Source organism: Haladaptatus sp. (assembly GCF_049589095.1).
Lineage (GTDB): Archaea > Halobacteriota > Halobacteria > Halobacteriales > Haladaptataceae > Haladaptatus.
Genome location: NZ_JBAWAC010000099.1, coordinates 1 through 6,675 on the forward strand (window position 1 = coordinate 1; position 6,675 = coordinate 6,675).

9 protein-coding genes are annotated in these 6,675 nt (G+C 63.0%); 7 read left to right on the plus strand and 2 right to left on the minus strand.

Annotated features, from left to right (window positions below):
- A partial coding sequence (locus tag WBV42_RS03385) for an MBL fold metallo-hydrolase (RefSeq protein ID WP_423984786.1) occupies positions 1-370 on the minus strand: 370 nt, incomplete at its 3' end.
- A 75-nt stretch (positions 371-445) separates the two neighbouring features.
- On the minus strand, positions 446-1,612 hold the full coding sequence (locus WBV42_RS03390) for a cystathionine gamma-synthase (protein ID WP_423984787.1): 1,167 nt from the start codon (positions 1,610-1,612) through the stop codon (positions 446-448).
- 88 nt (positions 1,613-1,700) lie between these two features.
- Between WBV42_RS03390 and WBV42_RS03395 the strand changes: the two genes are divergently transcribed.
- From WBV42_RS03395 to WBV42_RS03425, 7 genes are all read left to right on the plus strand, one after another.
- Positions 1,701-2,690: an aldo/keto reductase gene (locus WBV42_RS03395; RefSeq protein WP_423984788.1), complete on the plus strand. Its 990-nt coding sequence runs from the start codon at positions 1,701-1,703 to the stop codon at positions 2,688-2,690.
- 138 nt (positions 2,691-2,828) lie between these two features.
- A complete protein-coding gene (locus WBV42_RS03400) occupies positions 2,829-3,119 on the plus strand; it encodes a 50S ribosomal protein L21e (RefSeq protein WP_423984789.1) in 291 nt (96 codons plus the stop codon).
- Positions 3,120-3,122: 3 nt separating this feature from the next.
- A complete protein-coding gene (locus WBV42_RS03405) occupies positions 3,123-3,479 on the plus strand; it encodes an RNA polymerase Rpb4 family protein (protein WP_423984790.1) in 357 nt (118 codons plus the stop codon).
- 43 nt (positions 3,480-3,522) lie between these two features.
- A complete protein-coding gene (locus WBV42_RS03410) occupies positions 3,523-4,095 on the plus strand; it encodes a DUF655 domain-containing protein (protein ID WP_423984791.1) in 573 nt (190 codons plus the stop codon).
- A 107-nt stretch (positions 4,096-4,202) separates the two neighbouring features.
- Positions 4,203-5,087: a 16S ribosomal RNA methyltransferase A gene (locus WBV42_RS03415; protein ID WP_423984792.1), complete on the plus strand. Its 885-nt coding sequence runs from the start codon at positions 4,203-4,205 to the stop codon at positions 5,085-5,087.
- Positions 5,087-6,286, plus strand: a complete 1,200-nt coding sequence (locus tag WBV42_RS03420; RefSeq protein ID WP_423984793.1) for a mechanosensitive ion channel family protein — start codon at positions 5,087-5,089, stop codon at positions 6,284-6,286. Before WBV42_RS03415 ends, WBV42_RS03420 begins: the two co-directional genes overlap by 1 nt.
- The coding region (locus tag WBV42_RS03425; protein WP_423984794.1) for a HemK2/MTQ2 family protein methyltransferase at positions 6,283-6,675 on the plus strand (393 nt) is incomplete at its 3' end. The genes WBV42_RS03420 and WBV42_RS03425, both read left to right, overlap by 4 nt.

Below are 6,675 nucleotides of genomic sequence, written 5' to 3' on the forward strand. Positions count from 1 at the left end.
CGCCGTCCACGACTTCGATATCGACGTGGATCGGCGGGTATCGGTCCGACTTGACGAGTTCCGCGTCGCCCTCGATGGCGGGTGTATCGCCGGTCGATGCCACGACGCTGGCGTCGGTTCGGTCGAGCAACTCGGCCGCGCCGCCGACGTGGTCCCCGTCCTGATGGGTCAAAAACAGCGTGTCCACGTCGTCCAGCGAAAAGCCGTCCTCGGCGAGCGCGTCGGCCAGCGTGTCGATTTTACCGGGTAACCCGACGTCGAGGAGGATGAGTCCGTTTTCAGTTTCGACGCCGGAGGGGTATATCGTCATCTCCCGGTCACCGAGGTCGTACGTCAGTGGAAACGCGTACACGTGGTCCGTGAGTTCCATGCACGAAGCGACGGGTCCCAACGTGGTGTATCATTGGGCTCCGGCACTCGGTTCCGGATGAAAAAGACGGGAACTCTAGTTCAGCGCCGCGTCGAACGCCGACTGCAGGTCCGCCTTCAGGTCGTCCACGTGTTCGATACCGATGCTGGCGCGGATGAGGCCGTCGGTGAGTCCGGCCGCCAAGCGCTCTTCCTTCGGAATCGCGGCGTGGGTCATCGTCGCGGGTTGCTCGATGAGCGATTCGACGCCGCCGAGGCTCTCGGCGAGCGTGAACACCTCGGTTTCGCTGACCACGTCGGCCGCCTCTTCGAGCGAGGCGTCGAGTTCGAAACTGACCATGCCGCCGAAGTCGCTCATCTGTTCGGCCGCGAGTTCGTGGTTTGGGTGTGATTCGAGGCCGGGGTAGTACACCGTGTCCACCGCTTCGTGGTCGTCCAACCACTGCGCGATGGCGCGGGCATTGTCGCAGTGGCGGTCCATCCGGACGCCGAGGGTCTTCGTCCCGCGCAGGACGAGGAAACAGTCGTGCGGACCGGGGGTCGCGCCGACGCTGTTCTGGTAGAAGCCGAACTTCTCGTCAAGCCCCTCGTCGTTCGTGACCAGCGCACCGCCGACCACGTCGGAGTGGCCGCCGAGGTACTTCGTCAGGGAGTGTGAGACGACATCCGCGCCGAGTTCGAGCGGGCGCTGGAGGTACGGCGTGGCGAACGTGTTGTCCACCGCACAGAGCGCATCCGCGTCCTCCGCGATGTCAGCCATCGCGGCGATGTCCACGACGTTGAGCAGGGGGTTCGTCGGCGTCTCGACCCACAACAGTTCGGTGTTCTCGCGCACCGCGTCGGTCACTTCGCTCGGGTCGGTCATGTCCACGAAGGAGAACTCCACGTCGTAGTCGGCGTACACCTGCGTGAAGATGCGGTGGGTCCCGCCGTACACGTCCTCGCTGGCGATGACGTGGTCGCCCGAGGAGAGCAGGTTGAGGACGGTGTTGATGGCACCCATCCCGCTGGAGAAGGCCCGACCGTACTCGCCGCCTTCGAGGCTGGCGAGGTTGTCTTCGAGGTCGGTGCGCGTCGGGTTGCCCGTGCGCGAGTACTCGTAGCCGCGGTGGTCGCCGGGGCCGTCCTGCACGTACGTCGAGTTGGCGTAGATGGGGGTCATCAGCGCACCCGTCTCCTCGTCCGGTTCCTGTCCGGCGTGGATGGAGCGCGTTTCGAACCTGAAATCGTCGCTGTCGGTCATATGCGAGCGGACGAACCGGAGCAGGGTTATCCTTTCGTCTCACGCATGGGACAAAGAGACAATGTAGGGGGAAGCCGTGTCGAACCGTATGGATGAACGCAGGCTCGGAACGACGAGCTATGAGATAACTGAAATCGGCATGGGAACGTGGAACATCGGGTCGGACTGGGGGGATGTCTCGGAGGAGACCGCTCACGAGGCGGTTCGCGCCGCCCTGGACGCTGGAATCACGTTCCTCGATACGGCCGACGTGTACGGCGACGGCCGGAGTGAACGCGTCATCGCGGACGTGCTCGCGGAGTACGAGACGGACGAACGGCCCGTCGTAGCGACGAAGGCAGGACGACGACTCGATCCACACGAGGCATCCGGATACACGGAATCGAATCTCCGCGAGTTCGTGGACCGGAGCCGGGACAACCTCGATATGGATTCGCTCGACCTGCTCCAACTACACTGCCCGCCGACGGACGTCTACTATCGACCGGAAACGTTCGACGCGCTGGACGACCTGAAGGCGGAGGGCAGACTCGACCATTACGGCGTCAGCGTCGAACGCGTCGAGGAGGGTCTGAAAGCCATCGAATACCCGGATGTCGAGACGGTCCAGATAATCTTCAACCCGTTCCGTCAGCGCCCGGCGGAGCTGTTCTTCGAGGAAGCGCGCCGACGTGACATCGGCGTAATCGTCCGCGTTCCCCTGGCGTCCGGCCTGCTGACCGGACAGCTCTCGAAAGAAACGGAGTTCCCGGAGAACGACCACCGAAACTTCAACCGCGAGGGAGAGGCCTTCGACCGCGGAGAGACGTTCGCGGGTGTTCCGTACGAACGGGGGCTCGAAGCGGTGGACGAACTCGAACGGTTGGTGCCCGAGGATGCGACGATGGCGCAGTTCTCGCTCCGCTGGATACTTGACCACGACGCGGTTTCGACCGTCATTCCGGGGTCGACCAGTCCGGACCACATTCGGGAGAACGTCATCGCCGCATCCCTCCCGCCGCTCACCGCCGAGGAGCGGGAGCGCACGAACGAGATTTACGAAGCACACGTGGCCGACGCGGTTCATCATCGCTGGTGACTTCGAACTGAAGCCCCGAATTGTGACGCCGAACCGACGAGCCGAAAACGAGTGTGAACGATCGGCACGGGGAGGCGGTTTTCCCCGACGAGGAACGTATCTTTTATAACCGTCACTGAACAAGAGCGTCATACGACTATGCCGAGCTCGAACGGACCGTACAACACCACCCGAGAAAAACTGTCGAACAACCCCCGCGACCGTGGCACCTCGCCACCACAGCGTGCAGTCCAGCAGTACGAGAACGGACAGAAAGTCCACCTCAAGATCGACCCGAGCGTGCGAAAAGGACGCTTCCACCCGCGATTCAACGGTCGCACGGGCGAAGTCGTCGGAAAGCAGGGTAAAGCATACAAGGTCATCATCAACGACGGTGGCAAGGAAAAGACGCTCATCACCCAGCCCGCACACCTCCGCGGACAGAAGTAAGCTATGACTATCTTCAAGGAAAAGATCGACGAGGAGTATCTCACCACGCCCGAGGCGAAGGAGCTCCTCGCGGACATCGAGCGTGAACGTGCGCTGGATGAAACCCGCGAGATGCCGTACAACCTCTCCCGAGCAATCGAGCACGTCAACCGGTTCGCTGCCCTCGATGCCGAGGAATCCCGCGAACTGGTCGCCGAACTGCTCGAACTCGAAAAGGTGGACGAGCAGACGGGCTACAAAATCGCCGACCTTCTGCCGCAGGACCGCGACGAATTGCGCGCGGTGTACGCACAGGAGCGGTTTACCCTCTCGGGCGACGAGCTGGACGAGATACTGAACGTCGTGGCGAAGTACGAGTAGCTTCACCGATTCTTTAAGTTGCTCGTCGCCGTATTCCAGCCCAATGAGTGAATCCGAGACTGACAGCGAAGCGTCGGCTGTTGTACTCGACTTCCTGCCGAACGGTCGGGCAGAAGACGACCGTCCGCAATACCAGAAGGAGCCAGTCGCCTACGTCCTCACCGAATCTGATTTCCATCTCCTCGAACTCACGCTCGAACAGGAGGCGGGCGTCGGTATCGGCGACAGCATTCCGATCGAACCCCCGGAGGCGCGCGAAAACGTCACCAACGTGCGCGAGATTCCCTACGAGGACCTCACCTCCGCCGCACAGTCGGAACTCGAACATGCGGTCGCAGACATCGTCGACCGCCACGAGAGGCGGTTCGTGGACTTCTACAACGACGCCCAACCGATCACCCTCCGACTCCACCAGTTGAACCTGCTTCCCGGTATCGGGAAGAAACTGCGAAACCACGTGCTGGAAACGCGAAAGCAGAAGCCGTTCGAGAGCTTCGACGACCTCGAAGACCGCGTTTCGGGGCTTCACAACCCGAAGGACGTCCTCGTCGAGCGGATCCTCGAAGAGATCCGTTCGGACGATCTGAAATACCGAACGTTCGCCCGTCACGACTGACGGGTGTTACGTTTCTTCCGCGTATCGTTTCCGTGCGCATTTCCGGAGCGACTCCCAGTCGCAACTCGGTGGGTTTACGCCACTCGCTCCGGTAGGAGGGGGCAACGATGGAACGCTCGCCACCCGAGGAACCCGGACGGAGAGACCCCGATGCGCTGATTCGACGCGCAGGCGCGCGGGGGAACCCGAACCGTGACCAGCACTTCCTCGTGGACGACCGAGTCGTCGATAGAATACCGACGTATGCCGAGGAGATGCGTCTCGACCACGTGCTCGAAATCGGTGGCGGACCGGGCGTCCTCACCGACCGCCTGCTCGCGGTCGCCGACCGCGTGACGGTCGTGGAACGCGACCCGAAATTCGCCGACTTCCTCCGCCGCGAATTTCGAGACGAACGTGACGCGGGTCGCCTGACTGTCGTGGAGGGCGACGCGCTGTCCGTCGAACTCCCCGACTTTTCGGCGTGTATCGCCAACCTCCCGTACGGGATTTCGAGCGAGATCGCGTTTCGATTGCTCCCGCTCGGCAAACCCACGATACTCATGTTCCAGAAGGAGTTCGCCGAGCGCATGGCCGCCGAGGCCGGAAGCGACGAGTACGGCAGGCTGTCGGTGACGGCACAGCACTACGCCGACGTGGCGGTCGTAGAAACCGTCCCGCGCGAGGCCTTCGCGCCGCAACCCGAAGTCGAGAGCGCGATCGTTCGGACGACCCCCAGGGACCCGGAGTACGAGGTGGACGACGAGGCGTTCTTCCTCGACTTCGTGAAGGCAGTCTTCACCCAGCGTCGGAAGACGATTCGCAACGGGATCAGGAACACGGCCCACATCTCGGGGCTGGACGACCCGGACGCCGTCGTGGACGCGCTCGAATCCCCGGACGACGAGGTGTTGGGTGAGGACATCCTTCGAAAACGCGCCGGAAAGGTCACGCCCGCTCAGTTCGCGGCGATGGCGAGCGTGGCCGACGAGTACGGACGGAGTGGTGGTTGATGGCGGGGATGATCGACTGGTTCAGTGGCTTCGTGGGGATAGACGCACGCGTCTTCATCACGGCGTTCGTCCTCATCGCGCTACTCGCCGGAATCGCCGTGGCGTGGCGCGGTCGACGGGAACTACAGAAGACGCTCCCGAACGCGTTGGTTAACGTCATCGTAACCGCATCGTTCGTCGTCTTCGCCGCGTTGGCGGTGCTGACGCTGATGTTCGCGTGGGATTACGTCCACTCGACGTTATTATTCTTCTCGGGTGAGGACTTGGAGAAGTACCTGAACTCGAAGACCGCGGCTAGACTTCTCCTCTCGATAGTCGCCCTCGTCGTCGCCTACGTCGTCGTGGGAGTCGTCCGGGAGGCCGTCGACCGACTCACCAGACACCGGGATGCCATCTCGCGCCACCAAGCCCAAATACTGCATCGGCTCACGCAGGTAACGGTGTACGTCACCGCCGTTGCGACCATCCTCGGAATTTGGGGTCAGCACCTGACGGGAATCCTCGTCGGTGCGGGGTTCCTCGGAATCGTCGTCGGGATGGCCGCTCGGCAGACCCTCGGGGCGGTGCTGGCAGGGTTCATGCTGATGTTCGCTCGACCGTTCGAAATCGGGGACTGGGTGGAGATCGAGGAGCGAGAGGGAATCGTCACGGACATCTCGATCTTCAACACGCGAATACAGACGTTCGACGGGGAGTACGTCCTGATTCCCAACGACATCGTCGGCGGGAACACCATCATCAACCGGAGTCGGAAGGGACGACTGCGGTTGGAGGTGGATGTCGGCATCGACTACGACGGCGACATCGAACGGGCCACCGAAATCGCGGAGGAAGCCATGGACGAACCGGAGGACGTGCTGGCGGTTCCGTCCCCGCAGGTCGTGACCAAGTCGCTCGGCGACTCCGCCGTCGTCCTCGGCCTTCGGTTCTGGATCGACAAACCCAGCGCGCGCCGGAAGTGGCGGGCGAAGACGACGGTCATCAACACGGTGAAAGCGGCGTTCGACGAGGAGGACATCAAGATACCGTACCCGCAGCGCGAACTGTCGGGGCGTGCGGAGACGAACGGCTTTCGGGTCGCTCGCGGGCGGGAACGTGAACTCGGGGCGACGACGGACGGCGGCGAGGCGACCGACGGTGGAACGGCGGCGGACGACGGAGGGAACGACTCGGCGGACGGGGATGGTGACGAACGATGACTGATCTGGCGGAACGACGCGGCGAGGAAACGCAGGTGTATCAACCGGCCGAGGACTCCCATCTGCTCGCGGCGGTCGCGGCCGAGGGGATAACGGCGGACGAGTTGGTTCTGGAGGTCGGCACGGGATCGGGATACGTCTCGGAGTACGTGGCCGATGAGACGGGTGCCCGCGTCGTGGGAGCGGACGTGAATCCTCACGCGTGCGAGCGCGCATGCGAGAGAGGGATCGAAGCGGTACGGGCGGATTTGGTGTCGCCGTTCCGCGACGGTGCATTCGATGCCGTGCTGTTCAACCCGCCGTATCTCCCGACCGACCCGGAGGACGAACGCGACGACTGGATGGAGAAGGCGCTCTCCGGCGGCGAATCCGGACGGGAAGTCATCGAC

What these genes read in the sequence shown, in the direction of transcription:
- WBV42_RS03420 (WP_423984793.1), top strand. Translation starts at nt 5,087, where the DNA reads ATGGCGGGGATGATCGACTGGTTCAGTGGCTTCGTGGGGATAGACGCA.
- WBV42_RS03395 (WP_423984788.1), top strand. Translation starts at nt 1,701, where the DNA reads ATGGATGAACGCAGGCTCGGAACGACGAGCTATGAGATAACTGAAATC.
- WBV42_RS03410 (WP_423984791.1), top strand. Translation starts at nt 3,523, where the DNA reads ATGAGTGAATCCGAGACTGACAGCGAAGCGTCGGCTGTTGTACTCGAC.
- WBV42_RS03400 (WP_423984789.1), top strand. Translation starts at nt 2,829, where the DNA reads ATGCCGAGCTCGAACGGACCGTACAACACCACCCGAGAAAAACTGTCG.
- WBV42_RS03415 (WP_423984792.1), top strand. Translation starts at nt 4,203, where the DNA reads ATGGAACGCTCGCCACCCGAGGAACCCGGACGGAGAGACCCCGATGCG.
- WBV42_RS03390 (WP_423984787.1), bottom strand. Translation starts at nt 1,612, where the DNA reads ATGACCGACAGCGACGATTTCAGGTTCGAAACGCGCTCCATCCACGCC.
- WBV42_RS03405 (WP_423984790.1), top strand. Translation starts at nt 3,123, where the DNA reads ATGACTATCTTCAAGGAAAAGATCGACGAGGAGTATCTCACCACGCCC.